A 19,466-nucleotide genomic window follows, 5' to 3' on the forward strand; every position below is an offset into this window, starting at 1 on the left:
GGGCTACGGAGTTTCTCGGCCGTGATGCTCCTCCGCGAGCAGCTCGAAATAGGCGGTGTCCGTGATGCTTCCGTCCGCAGCAACGAAGGATCTGTGGTCCTGGCCGAACAACCGGAAGCCGGCCGCAGCCAGCGTCAGCATCGAGGCGTGATTGCCGTCCACTGTTGCTGCGTCGAGCCGGACCAGATCGAGCCCATCCGGCGAAAAGGCATGCGCCACCACGGCTTTCAGCGCTTCGGCGGCCAACCCGCGCCCGCGGGCGCCGGCGTAGAGCCAGTAGCCGACGGTGCCGCTGCGCAGCGGTGTGCCCAGGCTGCGAACACCGATCGAGCCCAGCGGTCGGCCGGTCTCGGCGTCGGTGATGCACCAGCCGAGGCTGTCGCCGTCGAGCTCGTCGCAGCGCTCGCTGGCCAGCCAGTCGGCGTAGCCCGCCGCCGGCGGGCGTGGCTCGATGCCCATCGCGGCGGCGGCCACCGCGTCGGGCTTCGGCTCCTCGCTCGGTGCGTCCTCGGGTCCCCAGTCGCGCAGCACCAGGCGCTCGGTGCGCAGGGTGGGGACGGGCAGCCGGCGGCTGCGTTGGGCGTCGCGGTCGTCGGTCGCGAGCAGTTCGAACTCGGTCTCGTCGCTCACGCTCCCATCGGCGTATGCCGGAAGGCCCGTCGTCGTGCCGAGCGTCCGGAAGCCCCCGGCACGCAGCGCCTTATGCGACGGGAGGTTCGCGACGTCGGCGTTGGCACCGATGCGGCGCAGTCCCTGGCCACCGTCCTCGACGGGGGTGAAGGCGTGCGCGACCATCAGGTCCAGCGCTGCCGCGAGGTGTCCGTGCCCCCGGGCCGACGGCTGCAGCCAATACGCGAGCTGGGCACTGCCGCGCAGCATCGGCAGGTTCATCCGGAAGAGCTGGATGCCGCCGAGGGCGCGGTCGGTTGCGGCGTCGGCGATGCACCAGACGATCGCCTCGCCGTCCGCCATACGCTCGCGGCGCCCGAGGAGCCACTCGTCGAAGTCGTCCGCCGACGGTGCCGTCCCGAACATGAAGCGGGACAGTCCCTCGTCGAGCGGCTCATCCGGGAGGTCCGCTGCGGTCCACGGCCGCAGGCGCACAGCGGCACCTTCGAGCACGACCGGCTCGCGCCAGGGCAACCGGGGCTCGCGGGGGTCGTGCGCGTGCAGGTGACCCAGCCAGGTGCCCGTGACGCTGCCGTCCGGTCCGGGATGAGTGGCCGGCCACGTGCCGTCATGGGTGAATCCGACCGTCCAGGCGACCCGGCGGGAGGCCCAGTTGCCGCGCGCAGCGCGCCATACCAGCGTTTTCAGGCCGAGCGTGTCGAAGGCGTGGTCGACCAGCAGCCGGGCGGCCGCCGTGACGACACCACGACCCCGTGCGTCCGGGTGGGCGCTGTAACCGATCTCCGAGGTGCCCGTGGCGCGCGGGTGCAGGTTGATCGAGCCCGCGAAGCGACCGTCGACCTCGATCGCCCAGGCAGCCTCGGTCGCACCGGACTCCCAGGTGATGCGCACTTTGTCCAGGAAGTCACGCGCCTGCTCCATCCCGTATGGCGAGGGGAGTGACACCCCCGCACGGCTGCGGGGATCGTTCGCGAACTCCACGATCCGAGCCAGGTCGGACTCGCGGTGTGCGCGCAGTGTCACGGTGCCGTCGGTCAGGACGGGGACGGCATCGGGGAATACGGCCATGACGGGCAGCAAACCACACCGATCCCGGCCGGGAACCCAGGACCCGGTCCCGACCATTAGCATGGGTGAGTCTGTCTACATGTCGCGACGGTCGCCGAGCCGTCAAGCTGATCTGGAGTGTTCGTGCCGAAGGTTGTCGAGAAGGTCCTGCGTGCCGGCGAGGGCCGCACCCTCAAGAAGCTGCAGGCGTATGCCGCGCAGGTCAATCTGCTGGAGGAGGACTTCGCCGGGTTGACCGACGCGGAGTTGCGCGAGGAGACCGACAAGTTCAGGAAGCGGCTCGCCAAGGGCGAGACGCTGGACGACCTGCTGCCCGAGGCCTTCGCCGCGGTCCGCGAGGCCAGCAAGCGCACGCTCGGCAAGCGGCACTTCGACGTGCAGCTCGCCGGTGGCGCAGCGCTGCACCTCGGCAACGTGGCGGAGATGCGCACCGGTGAGGGCAAGACGCTGGTCGCGACGCTGCCGGCATACCTCAATGCCCTGGAGGGCAAGGGCGTTCACGTCATCACCACCAACGACTACCTCGCCGAGACGCAGGCCGAGCAGATGGGCCGCGTGCACCGTGCGCTGGGCATTGAGACCGGCTGCATCCTGTCGTCGATGACGCCGGACGAGCGCCGGATCGAATACGCCAAGGACATCACCTACGGCACCAACAACGAGTTCGGCTTCGACTACCTGCGCGACAACATGGCGTGGTCCGATGCGGAGCTGGTGCAGCGCGGCCACAACTACGCGATCGTCGACGAGGTCGACTCGATCCTGATCGACGAGGCCCGCACCCCGCTGATCATCAGCGGCCCCGCCGACGAGGCGACCCGCTGGTACACCGAGTTCGCCAAGATCGTCACCCACCTGAAGCGCTCGCCGAAGAAGGAAAACTCGCTGCCCGGTGACGGCGACTACGAGGTCGACGAGAAGAAGAAGACCGTCGGCCTGCTGGAGTCCGGCATCGAGATCGTCGAGGACCTGCTGGGCATCGACAACCTCTACCAGGCGGAGAACACCCCGCTGATCGGCTACCTCAACAACGCGATCAAGGCCAAGGAGCTGTTCAAGAACGACAAGGACTACGTCGTCGTCAACGGCGAGATCATGATCGTCGACGAGCACACCGGCCGCATGCTCGCGGGCCGTCGCTACAACGAGGGCATGCACCAGGCCATCGAGGCCAAAGAGGGCGTCGAGATCCAGAACGAGAACCAAACGCTCGCGACGGTCACGCTGCAGAACTACTTCCGCATGTACGACAAGCTCGCGGGTATGACGGGCACCGCCCAGACCGAGGCCGCGGAGCTCTACCAGATCTACAAGCTGGGCGTCGTGACGATCCCGACCAACAAGCCGATGATCCGCAAGGACCAGGCGGACCTGATCTACCGCACCGAGGAGGCGAAGTTCAAGGCCGTCGTCGACGACATCGTCGAGCGGCACAAGGAGGGCCAGCCGGTCCTGGTCGGCACCACCAGCGTCGAGAAGAGCGAATACCTCTCCGAGCAGTTGCGCCGCAAGGGTGTGCCGCACGAGGTGCTCAACGCCAAGCACAACGAGAGCGAGGCGGCGATCGTCGCCCAGGCCGGGCGCAAGGGCGCCGTCACGGTGTCGACCAATATGGCCGGCCGAGGCACCGACATCATGCTCGGCGGCAACCCGGAGTTCATCGCGATGGCCGCGCTGAAGCGCAAGGGTCTGTCGCCGGAGGAGACGCCGGAGGAATACGAGGACGCCTGGGACGACGCGCTGGAGAAGGCCGAGAAGGCCGTCGCCAAGCAGCACGAGGAGGTCGTCGAGCTCGGCGGTCTCTACGTCCTGGGCACCGAGCGGCACGAGTCGCGCCGCATCGACAACCAGTTGCGCGGACGTTCCGGCCGTCAGGGTGACCCGGGCGAGAGCCGGTTCTACCTGTCGCTGCAGGACGACCTGATGCGGTTGTTCAATGCGGCGATGGTCGACCGCTTCATGCAGACCGCCAAGATCGAGGACGAGGTCCCGATCGAGTCCAAGATGGTCAGCCGCTCGATCCAGAGCGCGCAGAGCCAGGTCGAGGCGCAGAACTTCGAGATCCGCAAGAACGTCCTGAAGTACGACGACGTGCTCAACCGGCAGCGCGAGGTCATCTACGGCGAGCGTCGCAAGGTGCTCGAGGGCGCCGACCTGGAGACCCAGGTGCGGCACTTCATCAACGACACCGTCGATGCGTATGTCGACGGCGCCACCGCCGAGGGCTTCTCCGACGACTGGGACCTCGACAAGTTGTGGGAGGCGCTGCGCGAGCTCTACCCGGCCTCGATCACCCTGGAAGAGATCGAGGAGGAGGTCGGCGGCCGGGCCGGTATACAGGCCGACCTGCTGGCCGAGGAGCTCCGCTCCGACGCCCAGCACGCGTATGACGCGCGTGAGAAGCAGCTCGGTGAGCGGGTCAGCCGGGAGGTCGAGCGCCGCGTCGTGCTGACCGTTCTGGACCGCAAGTGGCGCGAGCACCTCTACGAGATGGACTACCTCAAGGAGGGCATCCACCTGCGGCAGTACGCCCAGCGTGACCCGCTGGTGGAGTACCAGCGCGAGGGATTCCAGCTCTTCGGCGCGATGAACGACGCCATCAAGGAGGAGTCGGTCCAGCACCTCTTCCACGTCGAGGTGGACCCGGAGGAGATCGCCCAGTCGTTGCCGGCGCCGAAGGAGAAGATGACCTTCTCCGCCCCCGGCGAGGACGGCGATGCCCGGGCGCTCGAGGTGGACGACGACGGTCGCGTGGTCGGAGAGGACGACTCCGCGTTGCCGCGCGCCCAGCGGCGGGCCAAGAAGAAGGCGCAGAAGAAGTCGGGCAAGGCCAAGGCGAAGTCCAGGAGCTGAGGAGAAACTTCGTGGGGTTTAGCCGAGCTCCATCGCGGTCACCATCCAGCGGCCGTCGACACCGACCATGCGCAACGCCATGGCGCGCACGCGTCCGTCGTGCTGGATGACCACGCTGGCTTCGACGACGCCGTCGTCGGGCTCGCAGACGGTGACTCGGCGCACCAGCGAACGATGCAGCGGTCGTGCGCCGCGTCGCTTGGCGATGACCGACCGTGCGTTGACCCGCTCGTAGACCAACGGGCTGACCCAGCGCGCGATCTGCGACGTCGAGCGGACTCCCGTCATGCATTCCAGCAGTGCGCCGGCGATCCGCTGCAGCCAAGCGCGCGGCTCGGGCAGCAGACCCGCCCGGGTCGCTTGCGGCCCGAAGTGCGGGTCGACCTCCTCGTTGCCCAGCACGACGCGTAACGCCGGCTGCGAGTAGCCGCGGCGCCGGTTGCGGGAGACGGCCACGACGTCGTCGAAGAGCGTGTCGATGGCGCACTCGTCGAGCGCGGGCGGCTGCCATCCGGAGGCGGGGGTCAGGTGCAGGGGAGCTGCGGTTGCGACGCTCATCGGGTGCTTCCTTCCAGGGTGTGCTGCGGGGCGCGCAGGCTCGCGCCGATGCTGAGTTGGTCGGGGTTGTCGCCGATGACGTCCCGGTTGGCGGCATACCAGCGCGGCCACTCGGCGGCGATGGCGTGCGCGTCGGCGTGCGGTCCGAGATGCCGGGCGGCTATCGACCACAGGGTGTCGCCGCGGTGGACGACGACTTCGCCGGAGTCGTCCGCGACCGGCTTGCCGGTCACCAGGGGTGCGCAGTCGCGGGCGACCTGGTCGGTGCGGCTCGGCTTGTCGGGCACCCAACCGGGCGTGGGCGCGGAGTCGCTGTCACACGAATCCGACGTGGTTGCAACGTCTTTCGCGGTGCCGTCGGCGTTCGTCAGCATGCCGGCGTGTGCCGACCCGGCGGACGCGGCCACGGACACTGTCGCCACCGTCGCGACCGCAGGCGGTGTCGAGGCGAAGGCTGGTGCGGCGGTGCTCAGGCTGGACAGTGCGGTGAATGCCAGCAGCACCGCAGCGACGCGTCCGACCAACCCGGTGGGCGGCGGGGTCGGCGCGGCGCCGGAGCCGGTGGCCGTGCCACCCGCGGGTCCGCGCACCAGTGCCGACAGCAAGGTGGAGGTGGCGAGCGCGATGAGGACGGCTGCCCACAGCAGAGCCAGCACGAGCGCTGCCCACAGCAGCACCGGGAGCGCGTCGGAGGTCTGCATCGTGCCGCGCCGCTCGAGCCGGTGCAGCTCGCCGAGCATGCCGCCCCAGGCGCCGTATGCCGCGAGCAATGCGACCACCGCGGCGATCACGCCGAGCGCCGCGGCGCGCAGCCGATGCCACTGGCCGGGCCTCCTCGGCCCGGCTCCCGGCTGCTCGGCCGGTCGCCCGACCGGATCCGTGTTGTGCATCTCCGCCCCTTCCCGTCCGTCGTCTGAGCGCATCAACTGAACTAAAAATGCATCAAACGACATCAACTGACAACAAATGCACTTAAACACATGAAACTGCAGTTGTCCACAGTCGGCGCCGGCCCGCTACCGTTGCGGCGTGCGTTGGCAGGACTTGTTCGCGGATCTGGAGGCCCAACTGCTCGCCGAGCAACGGCGGGAGTTGCAGGCCGAGGTCGCCGACCGGACCCGTCGAGAGCGGGCCGAGGTGACGGTGCTGGACCGGGCGGCGCGATCGGTTGGCAGCGGCCTGACCGTGGTGACCGGCGCCGGATCGATCCGCGGCACGCTGGAGGACCTCGGCAAGGACTGGTTGCTGCTGCAGGAGGAGGGCCGACATGCCGCCCTCGTGCCGCTCGCGGCAGTCACCGCGATCGTCGGGCTCGCAACGCGCAGCGACGACGACCGGGGGCTGGGCCGGCGGTTCGGGATCGGTGTCGCGCTACGCGGTATCGCGCGCGACCGCGCGCCGGTGGCGATCCACGACGTTGCCGGCGGCTTGGCGACCGGCACGATCGACAAGGTGGGCGCCGATCACCTGGACCTGGCCGAGCATCCGGCCGACGCGGTCCGTCGGGCCCGGGCACTGACCGGGCATCGGGTGGTGCCGTTCGCGGCGATCGGGATCGTTCGCCGCGCGTGACACGCGAGGAAGTGCGGAGCCGCGCCCGTCAGTCCTCGTCGTCTCAGTCCTCGTCGTCTCAGTCTTCGTCGTCGCCGAAGTCTCCGGCGGCGACCCGGGTCTGCGCGTCGGCATACTGCCGCTGGATGTAGGCCTCCAGCTCGGTGAGCTCGATGCGCCACGACTTGCCGACCTTGATCGCGGGGAGCTCGCCACTGGTGACCAGGCCGTAGGCCTGGCGTGAGGAGATGGCGAGCGTCTCGGCGACGTCGGCGATGGAGACGAATCGCGCTGGCACGGCTGGGCCCTCCTTGCGGTCGAGTGGCAGTGAGTTCATTGTGGCCCATCTGCCGCAGATCGCCGCAGACCACCTGTGGACAACCCCCGCTGCGGGCGAAGAAGTCTCTACAGTCTTTGATGTTCCACGGCCGACGACCTCGATCGTGGACGTGGGCCACCACGGACCGGGCACTGCGCGGGCCGACGGACGAGCAGACGAAGGGCAAGGGGAGGACCACGTGGAGACACGTCGTCAGAACGCAGCGGAGGAGCTGCCCAGACCAGCCGCGAGCCGGTTGCAACGACCGTCCTGGCGGGACAGCCGGTTGGTGGTCGGGGTGCTGCTGGTGCTGGTCGCGACGATCGGCGGTGCCGCGGCGATGCGGCACTACGACAACTCGGTCGAGGTCCTGCAGGCGTCCCATCCGCTGGTGCCCGGCGAGCACATCACGGCCTCCGACGTCCACGCGGTGAAGGTGCGCATCGACAAGTCGGGCAGCACCTACCTGCGCGCCGACGGTCCGCTGCCCAAGGGTCAGGTGCTGCGCGAGGTGCGCGGCGGCGAGCTGGTGCCGCGATCGGCCGTGGGCAAGAGCAACAAGGTGCAGGTCAAGGCGGTCGCGCTGCCGGTCGAGGCGGACCAGTCGGCCAATCTCGTCAAGGGCTCGGTCGTGGACGTCTGGGTCTCCACCAAGGACCAGAACAAGACCGGTCAGGAGTCGTATGCCGCCCCGACGCGGCTCATCGACCGGGCCACGGTGGCGCGGGTGCCCAGTGGCGGCAGCGGCTTCTCGGTCTCCACGGACAGCGGCGCGGTCCACGTGCTCGTGCCGGACGACAAGGTGGCGAGCGTGCTCGCCGCAGTCAACCAAGGGGCAAAGGTCAACCTCGTCCCGGCGGCCGGCTCGCCGCTGAAGGGCGACTGATGTCGACCGCAGCCGTCACGGCGATCAGTGCTGCGCACGAGGCGACGGTGGCCGCCACGCTGGGGCAGGCCGCCGGTGTGCGGCTGGTGCGCCGGTGCGCAGATGTCGCCGACCTGCTCGCCGTCTGCACGGCCGGCCGGTCGGACGTCGCGCTGGTCTCCGCGGACTTCCCGGGGCTGGACCGCAGCGTGATCGGGATGCTGCGCGACGCAGGCGTCGGTGTGGTCGGCGTGCACCAACCCGGTGTGGAGGACGAGCAACGCGTGCTCCAGCAGTGGGGTGTCCGCTCGCAGCTGCCGATCGACGCCGGGCCGCCTGATTTCGCGACGGCGGTGATCGCGGTCGCCGACTCGCTGCCGCCGGCGGGCGGCTCCTCATCGGGCGCCGCAACCGACTCTTCCACCGACACTTCCAGGTCCACTTCCATGGACACCGGCGAGGACCCGACGGTCGCGCTGGAAGCCGAACTCGCAGCGCTCACCGACAGCGGCGGGCGCTTCGTGCCCGGCAGGCCCGCGGGTGACCGGGCGGCGCCGCTGCCGTCGCGTCCCGGTGCGTCGGAGCGTCCCGCCATACCCGAGCAGCGGGCGCAGATCGTCACGGTCTGGGGCCCGAGCGGGGCACCTGGCCGCACGGTGCTCGCCGTCAACCTGGCGGCCGAGGCGGCCCGGCTGGGCGTGCCCACGGTGCTGGTCGACGCCGACACCTACGCGGCCTCGGTGGCGCAGCATCTTGCGCTGCTGGACGAGGCACCCGGCATCGCCGCTGCGACACGGCTGGCCGACTCCGGACACCTGGACGTCCGCTCGCTGGCCGGCGTGGCGCCGGAGGTTTCGCCCGGTCTGCGGGTGCTGAGCGGGCTGCCCCGTGCGGACCGATGGCCCGAGATCCGCGACGACGCGCTGGAGGCGGTGCTCGAGCGGTGCCGGCAGCTGGCCAGGCTCGTGGTGGTCGACGTCGCGGCCCCACTGGAGCAGGACGAGGAGCTGAGCTACGACACCACTGCGCCCCGGCGCAACGCCGCGACGGTCGCTGCGCTGACCGCCGCGGACACCGTCATCGCGGTTGGTTCTGCCGATCCGGTGGGGCTGCAGCGACTGGTGCGCGGGCTGGACGAGCTGCGTTCGGTGGTCGACGCGCCGCCGCGGGTTGTGGCCAACATGGTGCGCAGCTCCGCGGTCGGATCGGCGCCCGAGCAGCGCGTGACCGAGGCGCTGCACCGATTCGCCGGCGTGACGTCGCCGGCCATCATCCCAGACGATCGAGCAGCGCTGGACGGTGCGCTGCTCGCCGGGCAGGTGTTGGCCGAGCACGCCGCAGGATCCGCCGCCCGCAAGGCGATCGCGGCGCTCGCGGGCGACCTGACGGGTGTCTCCGCACAGACTCGGCGTGGCCGGTGGGGCAGGCATCGCCATGCTGCGCACCAGTAACGAAAATGTCATGAAAATATGAGCCCGTGGCTGATCGACTGAGCGCCCTCGACGCGTCCTTCCTCTATCTGCAGGACCGATCGACCCCCATGCACGTGGGGTCGGTGATGATCTTCCTGCCCACGAAGGACGGGTTCGCCTATGACGAGCTGGTCAGTCTGGTCAGCAACCGCATCGCTTTCGTGCCGCGCTATCGACAGAAGGTGCGCCAGGTGCCGGGTCGGCTGCTGCCGCCGGTCTGGGTCGACGACGAGCACTTCGACGTCAGCTATCACGTGCGACGGTCGGCGTTGCCGCGCCCGGGCACGACGGCGCAGCTGGAGGAGTTCATCGGCCGGGTCCAGGCACGGCCGCTCGACCCGCACCGGCCGCTGTGGGAGCTCTACCTGATCGAGGGCCTGGAGGGCGGCCGGTTCGCGATCGTCACCAAGACACACATCGCGCTGGTCGACGGCATACACGCCATCGACATCGGCCAGATCATCGTCGACCCGGAGGCAGCCCGCGAGCAGCCGATTCCGCACACCTGGCGGGCGGCCCGCACCCCGAGCGGGCTCGACCTGGTGCTCGGCGCAGTCGCCGACGTCGCCCGCAACCCGCTCAGCATCGCGCAGCTGGCCGACAGCGGGGTGCGCGGCGCCGCCGCGGGTGCACAACGGCTGGCCCGGCGCGGCACGGCAGGGGCGGCGTCCGCGGCAGGCGTGCTCGCCCGGGCAGTGACCCGGCCGGCGCCGGACAGCCCGCTCAACCGCTCCTCGAGCGTGCACCGTCGCTTCACGATGATCACCACCGAGCTGGACGACTATCGCCGGATTCGCGCCCAGAGCGCGGAGAGCGTGACCGTGCACGACGTCGTGCTCGCCACGATCACCGGTGCGTTGCGTGGCTGGCTGCTCGCACGCGGGGAGGCGGTCGCCGGCACCGAGACGGTCCGTGCGCTGGTGCCGCTGAGCGTCGAGGGGGAGGACAACCGGTCCCAGCTCGGTGAGGAGGTGTCGCCAGTGTTCATCGACCTGCCGGTCGGCGAGGCACGCCCGATCATGCGCCTGCAACAGATCGCCTACGCGACCACGCAACAGCTCGAGGGCGGCGGCTCGGCCATTGATGCCGCCTCCATCGCCGGGCTGGCCGGCTTCGCCCCGCCCACGCTGCACTCGCTGGGTGCCCGGCTGGGCAATGCGATGTCACGCCGGATGTTCAACCTGGTCGTCACCAACGTGCCCGGACCGCAAAGGGTGCTATATGCCGGGGACGCGCCGATGGTCGAGAGCTACCCGGTGATCCCGTTGCCGAAGGGCCAGACGCTGGCGATCGGGCTGACGTCATACAACGGGCGAGTCGACTACGGTCTCAACGCCGATCGGGACGCGATGTCCGACGTCGACCTGTTCGGCCAGTGCCTGGTCGACGCGCTCGCCGAACTCCTCGACGAAACGGACCCCGTATGAGCCACCTGATCCGGACCTACCTGCCGCTGGACGCCGACGATTTGCGCGCGCTCGATGAGACCGGTGCGCTGCCGGACCGGTCCCGCGACGCGTTCGCCGTCACCGAGCGGCTGCGTGCCGCCGCACCGGCCGAGGACGACGAGGGCCTGGAATACCTCGCGACCCAGGACGCCGCGACCCAGGCCGCGGCGCGAGACCTGCGCGTCGTCGCCGCGGTCGATGTCGACGGTGACCGGGTGACCCACCTGCCGGACGCGCAGGTCGCGTCCGCGGTGCGCATCGAGGGACCTCCGCCCAGACGGCGCGTCGCCAGCTTCCACGTGCTTGACCCAGCGGGCGAACGCGACGTCGACATCGACCTGGAGCTGTCCTGGTATGACGCGACGGAGCTCTCGCTGGTGCGCCGGACGATCGGCTGAGGCCTCCCGCGACCACCTCGCCTGACAACCTCTCCTGACGGCCGGTCCGGGGCATCGCCGAGCCCGAAATCACCCGAGGAGCAAGGTCGTCGGTGTGGAGACTGTGGAGTAACCCTCTTGAAGTGGCAGAGTCATCCTGTGCAATCCGTGCCTCCGAACCTGACCCGTGTCGCCATCGTGAACCGTGGAGAGGCCGCGATGCGACTGATCCACGCGGTGCGCGACGTGAATGCCCACCGCGACCTCGACGGCGGCGCGGCGCCGCTGCGCACGATCGCGCTCTACACCGACGTCGACGCGGGCGCGGCATTCGTCCGTGAGGCCGACGAGGCTCACCTGCTCGGCGTTGCGGCCGACCGTCCCTATCTCGACCTGCAGGCGCTGGAGCACGCATTGACCGAGACCCGGGCGGACGCGGCCTGGGTGGGCTGGGGGTTCGTCGCGGAGGACCCGGCGTTCGCCGACCTGTGCGAGCGCCTCGGCGTCACGTTCATCGGCCCGTCCGCCGAGGCGATGCGCCGGCTGGGGGACAAGATCGGCTCCAAGCTGATCGCCGAGGAGGTCGGTGTCCCGGTCGCCCCGTGGAGCCGTGGCGGCGTCGACACCCTGGCCGACGCGCTCGCGGCGGCCGACCGCATCGGCTACCCGCTGATGTTGAAGGCGACCGCCGGCGGTGGCGGCCGCGGCATCCGCAAGGTCAACGGTGCAGCGGAGCTGGAGGACGCCTATCAGCGCACTCGCGACGAGGCCGAGCGCGCCTTCGGCAGTGGCGTGGTCTTCCTGGAGAAGCTCGTCACCGGGGCACGCCACGTCGAGGTGCAGGTCATCGCCGACGGGCAGGGCACCGCCTGGGCGGTCGGCGTCCGTGACTGCTCGGTGCAGCGGCGCAACCAGAAGATCATCGAGGAATCGGCGTCGCCGCTGCTGGACGAGCAGCAGACCAGCGAACTCAAAGCATCCGCAGAGCGATTGGCGCTTGCGGTCGACTACCGCGGCGCGGGCACGGTGGAGTTCCTCTACCACCCGCAGGAGCGCACCTTCGCCTTCCTGGAGGTCAACACCCGCCTGCAGGTCGAGCACCCGATCACCGAGGCCGTCACCGGGCTGGACCTGGTGGCGTTGCAGCTGCAGGTCGCCGCGGGCGAGCCGCTGAGCGGCGAGCGGCCGGCGGAGCGAGGACACGCCGTCGAGGCCCGGCTCAACGCCGAGGACCCGGACCGCGACTTCGCGCCCGCACCCGGCCGGATCACCCGGTTGGAGTTGCCCGCCGGGCCCGGCATACGTGTCGACACCGGGGTCAACGAGGGCGACACGATCCCTGCCGACTTCGACTCGATGATCGCCAAGATCATCGCCCACGGATCCAGCCGTGGCCAGGCGCTCGCCCGGTTGCGCCGGGCGTTGGAGGAGACCACCGTCATCATCGAGGGTGGTGTCACGAACAAGAGCTTCGTGCTGGAGCTGCTCGGGCAGCCCGAGATCACGCGCGGTGAGCCGGACTGGGCCGACACCGCCTGGATAGACCGGATGCGCGCCGCGGGCCGACTGGCCGACCACCCGCACGCCGGTGTCGCCCTCGTGGCCGCGGCCATCGAGGGCTATGCCGAGCAGGAGAGCGCCGAGATCGCCGGGTTCCTCGAGACGGCATACGGCGGCCGCCCGCAGCTGCACCACGACCCGGACAGCACCACGGAGCTGAAGCTGCGCGGTGAGACGTTCGCGGTGGCGGTGCGTCGGGTCAGCCCGGTCGACTACTCCGTCAGTGTCACCGGCGGCGCGAAGACCCGGACGGTTTCCGCCGCCCTGGAGCGGCTGGACGACGTGCACAGCCGGCTCGTCGTCGACGGCGAGTCGTTCCGAGTCGTCAGCGCCTCGCACGGTCCGACCCAGCTGATCGAGGTCGACGGAGTGACCCACCGGGTCAGCCGCGACGAGGGTGGCATCATGCGTGCGCCCGCGCCGGCGCTGGTGGTCGCGACCCCGGTCGCGGTGGGCGACGAGGTCGCCGCCGGGGACCCGGTGCTGGTGCTGGAGTCGATGAAGATGGAGACGATCGTCCCCGCACCCTTCACGGGCCGCGTCCGTGACCTGCTGGTGCGTTCCGGCACCCAGGTCGAGACCGGCGCGCCGCTGGTGCGGCTGGAGCCGACCGGTGACGACGACGCGAGTGAGGGGCAGGCGGCGCCGGAGGCCGACCTCGGGTTGCCTTCCGACGACCGCGTGCGCACCCGCGAGGAGCGCGACGCTGCCGCGATGAGCACATTGCGCTCCGCGCTCATGGGGTATGACGTCAGTGACTCCGAGCGGCAGGAGACGCTGCAGACCTACCTGGCCGAGCGGGACACCAGTGCGGCACCCAGCGTCGACGAGTTGGCCCTGCTGGACATGTTCGCCGACTTCGCCGAGCTGAGTCGCAACCGTCCGGCGCGCGAGGAAGCGCACTCCGAGCTGCGGGTGCACAGCTCCCGCGAGCACTTCCAGACCTACCTGCGCACCGTCGACCTCGACCGCGGCGACCTGCCGCAGTCGTTCCGCGACAAGCTGCTGTGCGTCCTGCGGCACTACTGCATCACCGAGCTAGATCGCACCCCGAAGCTGGAGGAGGCGCTCTTCCGGATCTCGTTGGCGCAGAAGGACGTCGGTGATGTCGAGATTGCCGTGCAGCTGCTGCGCAGCTGGCTGTCCGTGCCGGCGCCGGTGGACGTGAGCGGTGCCCGGGAGTTGCTCGAACGCGTGGTGCGTGCCACGCAGCGGCGGTTCTCCGTGGTCGGCGACCTGGCCCGGTCCGTGCGGTTCCGCTGGTTCGACCAGCCCATCGTCGACGACGAGCGGTCCAGCATCCTGGGTGGCGTTGCCGATGAGGTCGCCGCACTGACCGACCAGGACGCACACGACCGTGACGCCCGCATCGCGGCACTGACCGCCATACCGGAGCCGCTCGTCGGCTTCCTGCGGGATCGGATGTATGCCGAGCCGAGCACCATCGACAGTGCCTACGAGCCGCTGCTGGAGGTGCTGATCCGGCGGCACTACCTCGAATACGCGCTGCACGACCTGCAGTCGGCGCAGGTGCGCGGCCGCCCGACGGCGTGCGCCGAATACCTCTCCGAGACGCACGGGCAGACCCGTGACGTGACGACCGTGGCCGACATCGAGCAGCTCCGGGACGGCTCGTTGTGGGGCGCGGTCGAGGACCTGTTGGCCAGCGACCACGACAACGTGGTGGAGATCTACCTGCGCTGGGCGGACCTGCCCGAGCAGCCGGACGAGGCACGCGACGTTCTGCTCGATCTTGTGTCGCGCCAACAGTTTTCGCAGAAGGTGCGACGGGTGTCGTTCGCAGTGTGTCCGCGTGCACCGCGCGCCGTCGAATACTTCACCTTCCGCCCGAGCGGCGGCTCGGTGGGGGACAGCTCCGTCGAGGGCAGCTGGACCGAGGACGATCTGGTCCGCGGCATGCACCCGATGGTGGGCCGGCGACTCAACCTGTGGCGGTTGCGTGAGTTCGACGTCACCCGGCTCGAGGCGCCCGAGGACGTGCTGCTGCTGGACTGCGTCGCACGCAGCAACCCGGACGACCACCGGCTGGTGGCGTTGGCGCAGGTGCGGCAGCTGGCCGTCGTGCGCGACGACCACGGCGACGTGGTGGCCCTGCCGCACGCCGAGCGTGCGGTCGAGAACTGCCTGGAGGCGATCCGCCGGGTTCGTGCGTCACACCGCGGCGGGAAGACCCCGCTGGACGTCAACCACGTCTGGGTGACGGTCTGGCCGCCGGTCGAAGCCGACATCGCGCATCTCGCGGCGCTGCAGTCGAAGATCACGCCGCTCACCGAGGGCGCCGGCATCGAGGAGGTGCTGGCCCAGGGCCGCGTGGAAGGCCCCGACGGCACGCCGAGCCAGATCGCCATACGCTTCCACGCGACGCCGGGTGCAGGTGTGTCGGCCGATGTCACCGCGCCGCCGACCGAGCCGCTGGCGCCACTGGACGACTACGCCGCCAAGGTGCTGCGCGCCCGTCGGCGCGGGCTGGTCTACCCCTACGAGCTGGAGCCGACGCTGGCCGGCGCCGGGTCGTTCGTCGAGTACGACTTCGACGACAGCGGCGCACTGGTGCCGGTCGACCGCCCCCGCGGCCAGAACACCGCCGGCATCATCGTCGGCGTCGTCACCACTCCGACCCAGCTCTACCCCGAGGGCGTCACCCGCGTCGTACTCGCAGGCGATCCGCTGAAGTCGCTCGGCGCGCTCGCCGAGCCCGAGTGCAGCCGCGTGGTCGCCGCCCTCGACCTGGCCGAGCGGATGCAGGTGCCGGTCGAGTGGTTCGCCGTCTCAGCGGGTGCCCGGGTTTCGATGACCAGTGGCAGCGAGAACCTCGACTGGGTCGCGGTCGGGCTCAAGCGCATCGTGGAGTTCACCCAGGCGGGCGGCGAGATCAACATCGTCGTGGCCGGGATCAACGTCGGCGGGCAGCCCTACTGGAACGCCGAGGCCACCATGCTGATGCACACCAAGGGCATCCTGGTGATGACGCCGGACAGTGCGATGGTGCTGACCGGCAAGCAGACGCTCGACTTCGCCGGCAGCGTGTCGGCCGAGGACAACTACGGCATCGGCGGCTACGACCGGGTGATGGGTCCGAACGGCCAGGCCCAATACTGGGTGCCCGATCTCGCGCGTGCCCTCATGGTGCTGATGCAGCACTACGACCACACGTATGTCGTGCCCGGTGAGTCCGGCCCGCGGCGTGCGCCCAGCTCGGACCCGGTCGACCGGGACATCTCCGACAGCCCGCACGACGGCGACGAGTTCGCGAAGGTCGGCGACATCTTCTCCCGGGAGTTCAACCCGGACCGCAAGCGCGCCTTCGACATACGCAGCGTGATGCGCGCCGTCGCCGATCAGGACCACCTGATGCTGGAGCGGTGGGGGAGTATGGCGGACGCCGAGACCGCCGTCACCGTCGACACGCGCGTCGGCGGCTACCCCGTTTCGCTCATCGGCATCGAGTCCAAACCTGTTGCCCGGCAAGGCTTCCCGCCCACCGACGGCCCGGACACCTACACTGCCGGCACGCTCTTCCCGCGGTCGTCCAAGAAGGTCGCGCGGGCGATCAACGCCGCGTCCGGCAATCGCCCGGTCGTGGTGCTGGCCAACCTGTCGGGCTTCGACGGCTCACCGGAGTCGATGCGCAATCTGCAGCTGGAGTACGGCGCCGAGATCGGCCGCGCGATCGTCAACTTCGACGGCCCGATCGTCTTCTGTGTCATCTCCCGCTATCACGGTGGCGCGTTCGTGGTCTTCTCCAAGAAGCTCAACCCGAACATGACGGTCCTGGCCGTCGACGGGTCGTTCGCGTCGGTGCTCGGCGGGGCGCCGGCAGCGGCCGTGGTCTTCGCCTCCGAGGTCCGCAAGCGCGCCGCTGCCGACCCTGCGCTCGCGGAGCTGCAGCAGCGCATCGACGGCTCGGACGTCACCGAACGCGCAGCGCTACGAGTCGAACTCGACGAGCTGCAGGCGAGCCTGCGGTCGGCCAAGATCGCCGAGGTCGCCGCGGAATTCGACGCCGTGCACGACATACATCGTGCGGTCGAGGTCGGCTCGGTCGACGAGGTCATCGCGGCCAGTCAGTTGCGTCCGAAGATCGTCGAGGCGTTGGCGCGGGGTCTGGAGAACACAGGGAGCGCAGGAGGCTCAGGGACGCCGGGGAGCACGAGGAGCTGACACCCGTCGTTCACCTTGAGCGGGCTACAGGCGAATAACTCACGACAGTCGCGAGTTATTCGTCCCCGGAGGGGTTTGCAGGCGAATAAGTCGCGACAGTAGCAAGTTCCGTGGGCCGTGGCGGGGCGTCGTCCACATCCCCGCAGGGTCAGCACCGTCATACACAGCGGGCCATGCGCGGGATATCGGCCGCACAGTGCTGGGACCATCTTCGTTCGTATGACGAAGCTAGGACGCACCTTCACTTCTGCCGAGGCGCGTGCTGCGGGCGTGCAACCGTACGAACTCAGCGGGCCGAGATTCCAGCGGCTGTTCCGCGGTGGCTACGCCCGGGCACAGACGACCGTGAGTCATCGCGACCGCCTCGAGTTGGCGCTGCGGATGGTTGCGCCGGCCGGTTTCGCATCGCACCAGTCGGCAGCCCTGTGCCTGGGAGGCATCGTCCCGGAGAGCTCCGACGTGCATCTGGGCACACTTCGGCGACGGCGCGTCACGTCCGGCGGGCTGCGGCTGCATTACTTTGCCAGGCCGCCGGAAGTCATGTGGTTCCAAGGGATTCCGATCACCACGGCCGCCCAGACCTTCCTCAATCTTGCGCGCCCGCTCGAGTTGATCGATCTGCTGGTGCTCGGCGATTCGCTGGTCCACAGCGGGCGGGTGACGCCCGAGGAGCTGCGGCGATTCTGCAACGAGCGGTCGGCTGACGGAGTGGGCCGTGCGCGAGAGGCCGCTGCATTAGTCCGGGCAGGGGTCGAGTCACCGAACGAAAGCCGGCTGAGACTGTTGGTCATCTCCGCGAATCTGCCCGAGCCCGTCGTCAACTTCCCGATCGTTGATGGCAGCGGCCGTGTCGTGCGTCGGATCGACCTCGGCTACGCGAAATACAAGATCGCGATCGAATACGACGGGCGCCATCACATGGACCGACAGGACCAGTGGCGTGCTGACCTTGCTCGTCGCGAAGAATTGGAGGGTGCCGGCTGGCGGTTCGTCATCGTCACGGCCGCCGACTTGTTCCGCGATCCGGCCGGCGTCATCCACCGCATCGCGATGGCGTTGCGCCAGGCCGGATGCCGCGTGCCGTCGACCGGCCTCGAGTGGCAGCGCCATTTCGCAGCCTGACGCCACTGGCGTACGGCGAATAACTCGCGACTGTCGCGATCTGCTCGTGCGAAGTGCCTCGGTATGGCGAGTAACTCGCGACAGTAGCGATCTGCTCGGTTCCGGAGTGGTTTCGGGCGAATAACTCGCGACAGTCGCGACCTGTTCGTGCGTGATGCCTCGGTGTGGCGAATAACTCGCGACTGTCGCGGTTTTGTCGCCGGGGCCAAGACCAGCGTGCCCGAGCTCGAATGCCGGTCAGCCGGCGAGGTACTTCTTGCCGGTCTGCGCTTCGATCTGCACACCTTCGGAGATGGCTGGGGCTGCTGCGGATTCGACCTTCCCACCGACGAGGGGGATCTTCGCCTTCAGGTCGCCGGAGACGTGCATCGACGTGGTGTCACCGTCGGTCGTCATTTGGATCTTTCCGGCATACCTGATCGGCAGTCCGTCGATCGAGACGTCGATGTCCGCAGTGCGGGAGCCGTCGCCGGCAGGCTCGCTCCATCGCTGGATCTCGACGATGTGCAAGGTCTTCCCGACGATCCGGGCGACGTTGTCCGGCAGGCCGTCAGTGGCCATCTCGCGGCGGGTCTCGATGGTCGGTGGCACGGCCTGCTCGTCGATCTGCACCGAGTGACTGAGCGCGCCAGTGGCCGCGCACTTGGACTCTTGGAACGCCGGGTCAAAGAGCATCTCGAACACCCGGTCGGCCGGGGCGTCGTAGCTCCACGTCTCCTCGATCTGCATAGCGTGCAGCGTATCGGGACGCTTTGGTCGTGTCCGCCAGCCACGCAACCTCAGTCACACAAGGCCAGTCACACAACGTCCGTCACACCCGGTCAGCCATGCAACCCCAGGCACGCAACCTCAGTCACGCAACGTCATGGCAGCAGCCACCCGGGCGGCATGCTCGGCACGCACCACCCTGCCGAGCACCTGGTCGACACCGTCGGCGGAGCAGTCGACCAGCCGCCGGGACTCCGTGCGCAGTGTGTCGGCCAGGGCGCGCAACGCTGCCGACAGCCGCTCCAGCGCATCCGCGATCTGGGTGCCCTGCTCGGCACTGGGCTCGGTCGAGCAGTTGCTCGCGACCCGAGCGATGGTGTGCGCGATGCCGTGCAACTCACTGGCCGCCACCTCCAGACCGGCTGGATCTGCGGGGATGGTGCCGGCGCGCACGTGCTGGGCCAAGCGGGTGCTGGCGTGCGCCGGACTGTCGGCCGGTGGCTCGGTCAAGACCGGGTCGGGAGCGCCGGGCGGCGGGATGCGTTTGTGCTGGATCTCGGCGATGTCGTCGTGCCACCTCAGCAGCGCTTCTGCGGACCGCTCGATGGCGTCGGCGACGACGTCGGCCGTCTCGATCTCGGCCGGATCGATCTGGATGCTCAGCAGCCTGGGCACGAGGAGAGCAACGCCTCGGGTCCGGTCACTGGTCTGCATCCTGGGCAGACTAACGCCGGATGGCCCGTCGTGCGAAAG

The 19,466-nt window shown here is 69.6% G+C and carries 14 protein-coding genes; 8 read left to right on the plus strand and 6 right to left on the minus strand.

Annotated elements, in window-relative coordinates:
* Nucleotides 1-3 precede the first annotated feature (3 nt).
* Nucleotides 4-1,698 carry a GNAT family N-acetyltransferase gene (locus ACSZL9_RS10310; RefSeq protein WP_446665406.1) on the minus strand — a complete coding sequence of 565 codons (1,695 nt, stop codon included), beginning with the start codon at nt 1,696-1,698 and terminating at the stop codon, nt 4-6.
* A 123-nt stretch (nt 1,699-1,821) separates the two neighbouring features.
* Between ACSZL9_RS10310 and secA the strand changes: the two genes are divergently transcribed.
* Nucleotides 1,822-4,551 carry a preprotein translocase subunit SecA gene (gene secA / locus ACSZL9_RS10315; protein ID WP_446665407.1) on the plus strand — a complete coding sequence of 910 codons (2,730 nt, stop codon included), beginning with the start codon at nt 1,822-1,824 and terminating at the stop codon, nt 4,549-4,551.
* Nucleotides 4,552-4,569: 18 nt separating this feature from the next.
* On the opposite strand, the gene ACSZL9_RS10320 is transcribed toward secA, so the two are convergent.
* Nucleotides 4,570-5,109: an Rv3235 family protein gene (locus ACSZL9_RS10320; protein WP_446665408.1), complete on the minus strand. Its 540-nt coding sequence runs from the start codon at nt 5,107-5,109 to the stop codon at nt 4,570-4,572.
* The gene (locus tag ACSZL9_RS10325) at nt 5,106-5,999 is read right to left on the minus strand and encodes a LysM peptidoglycan-binding domain-containing protein (RefSeq protein WP_446665409.1); all 894 of its coding nucleotides are present in this window, start codon (nt 5,997-5,999) and stop codon (nt 5,106-5,108) included. Before ACSZL9_RS10325 ends, ACSZL9_RS10320 begins: the two co-directional genes overlap by 4 nt.
* 139 nt (nt 6,000-6,138) lie before the next feature.
* Between ACSZL9_RS10325 and ACSZL9_RS10330 the strand changes: the two genes are divergently transcribed.
* Nucleotides 6,139-6,681, plus strand: a complete 543-nt coding sequence (locus ACSZL9_RS10330; RefSeq protein WP_446665410.1) for a hypothetical protein — start codon at nt 6,139-6,141, stop codon at nt 6,679-6,681.
* Between the two features lie 58 nt (nt 6,682-6,739).
* Here the strand turns inward: ACSZL9_RS10330 and ACSZL9_RS10335 are convergent, their stop codons facing one another.
* Nucleotides 6,740-6,958: a helix-turn-helix domain-containing protein gene (locus tag ACSZL9_RS10335; RefSeq protein ID WP_446665411.1), complete on the minus strand. Its 219-nt coding sequence runs from the start codon at nt 6,956-6,958 to the stop codon at nt 6,740-6,742.
* Nucleotides 6,959-7,178: 220 nt separating this feature from the next.
* On the opposite strand from ACSZL9_RS10335, the gene ACSZL9_RS10340 reads away from it, so the two are divergent.
* The 6 genes from ACSZL9_RS10340 (at nt 7,179) to ACSZL9_RS10365 (ending at nt 18,005) form a co-directional block, all read left to right on the plus strand.
* Nucleotides 7,179-7,865 (plus strand): hypothetical protein, encoded by a 687-nt coding sequence (locus ACSZL9_RS10340; RefSeq protein WP_446665412.1) that lies wholly within the window; start codon nt 7,179-7,181, stop codon nt 7,863-7,865.
* Nucleotides 7,865-9,295, plus strand: a complete 1,431-nt coding sequence (locus ACSZL9_RS10345; RefSeq protein WP_446665413.1) for an AAA family ATPase — start codon at nt 7,865-7,867, stop codon at nt 9,293-9,295. The genes ACSZL9_RS10340 and ACSZL9_RS10345 overlap by 1 nt, the downstream gene beginning before the upstream one ends.
* A gap of 26 nt (nt 9,296-9,321) precedes the next feature.
* Nucleotides 9,322-10,743 carry a WS/DGAT/MGAT family O-acyltransferase gene (locus ACSZL9_RS10350; protein WP_446665414.1) on the plus strand — a complete coding sequence of 474 codons (1,422 nt, stop codon included), beginning with the start codon at nt 9,322-9,324 and terminating at the stop codon, nt 10,741-10,743.
* The gene (locus ACSZL9_RS10355; RefSeq protein WP_446665415.1) at nt 10,740-11,162 is read left to right on the plus strand and encodes a DUF6912 family protein; all 423 of its coding nucleotides are present in this window, start codon (nt 10,740-10,742) and stop codon (nt 11,160-11,162) included. The genes ACSZL9_RS10350 and ACSZL9_RS10355 overlap by 4 nt, the downstream gene beginning before the upstream one ends.
* 138 nt (nt 11,163-11,300) lie before the next feature.
* Nucleotides 11,301-16,883, plus strand: coding sequence for an ATP-binding protein (locus ACSZL9_RS10360; RefSeq protein WP_446665416.1), 5,583 nt, complete (start codon nt 11,301-11,303; stop codon nt 16,881-16,883).
* 219 nt (nt 16,884-17,102) lie between these two features.
* Nucleotides 17,103-18,005 carry an endonuclease domain-containing protein gene (locus ACSZL9_RS10365; RefSeq protein WP_446665417.1) on the plus strand — a complete coding sequence of 301 codons (903 nt, stop codon included), beginning with the start codon at nt 17,103-17,105 and terminating at the stop codon, nt 18,003-18,005.
* Between the two features lie 237 nt (nt 18,006-18,242).
* Here ACSZL9_RS10365 and ACSZL9_RS10370 read toward each other — a convergent pair whose 3' ends face one another.
* Both ACSZL9_RS10370 and ACSZL9_RS10375 read right to left on the minus strand, forming a co-directional pair.
* Complete coding sequence (locus tag ACSZL9_RS10370; protein ID WP_446665418.1) at nt 18,243-18,734, minus strand: DUF2505 domain-containing protein; 492 nt, start codon at nt 18,732-18,734, stop codon at nt 18,243-18,245.
* 120 nt (nt 18,735-18,854) lie between these two features.
* Nucleotides 18,855-19,427: a hypothetical protein gene (locus ACSZL9_RS10375; protein WP_446665419.1), complete on the minus strand. Its 573-nt coding sequence runs from the start codon at nt 19,425-19,427 to the stop codon at nt 18,855-18,857.
* Between the last annotated feature and the right edge of the window lie 39 nt (nt 19,428-19,466).

The sequence above is a fragment of the Flexivirga sp. B27 genome, assembly GCF_052905685.1.

Coding starts and splice junctions, on each gene's coding strand:
- ACSZL9_RS10375 (WP_446665419.1), bottom strand. CDS start 19,427: ATGCAGACCAGTGACCGGACCCGAGGCGTTGCTCTCCTCGTGCCCAGG.
- ACSZL9_RS10365 (WP_446665417.1), top strand. CDS start 17,103: ATGACGAAGCTAGGACGCACCTTCACTTCTGCCGAGGCGCGTGCTGCG.
- ACSZL9_RS10345 (WP_446665413.1), top strand. CDS start 7,865: ATGTCGACCGCAGCCGTCACGGCGATCAGTGCTGCGCACGAGGCGACG.
- ACSZL9_RS10320 (WP_446665408.1), bottom strand. CDS start 5,109: ATGAGCGTCGCAACCGCAGCTCCCCTGCACCTGACCCCCGCCTCCGGA.
- ACSZL9_RS10325 (WP_446665409.1), bottom strand. CDS start 5,999: ATGCACAACACGGATCCGGTCGGGCGACCGGCCGAGCAGCCGGGAGCC.
- ACSZL9_RS10370 (WP_446665418.1), bottom strand. CDS start 18,734: ATGCAGATCGAGGAGACGTGGAGCTACGACGCCCCGGCCGACCGGGTG.
- ACSZL9_RS10310 (WP_446665406.1), bottom strand. CDS start 1,698: ATGGCCGTATTCCCCGATGCCGTCCCCGTCCTGACCGACGGCACCGTG.
- ACSZL9_RS10355 (WP_446665415.1), top strand. CDS start 10,740: ATGAGCCACCTGATCCGGACCTACCTGCCGCTGGACGCCGACGATTTG.